This window comes from Photobacterium sp. DNB22_13_2 (assembly GCF_052873915.1).
The window spans coordinates 1-236 of the sequence record NZ_JBNNXU010000292.1 but is presented as its reverse complement, the minus strand read 5'-3'; the positions used below and the strand labels follow the sequence as shown (position 1 = coordinate 236).

The following is a 236-nucleotide window of genomic DNA, read 5'->3' as shown; positions in this document are numbered from 1 at the left end:
CAATCAGCAGCTTGAGCAGCGCAAACTCGGTGTCGCTGATGGACAGCGCGCGATCGCCGCGAAACAGCGTGCGCATGCGGAAGTTGAGCTTGAACGGGCCGAACGCGAAGCTGTCACGGTCTTCCGGTGCGGAGGCCGGCACCGCTTGGCGGCGGCGCAGCACGGCGTTGATACGCGCCAACAACTCACGCGGCGAGAACGGCTTGCCCAGGTAATCATCCGCGCCGATCTCCAGG

The 236-nt window shown here is 65.3% G+C and carries 1 pseudogene; it reads right to left on the bottom strand.

Annotated elements, in window-relative coordinates:
- Nucleotides 1-236, bottom strand: a pseudogene (locus ACVA58_RS28695) (DNA-binding response regulator); the annotation flags it as partial.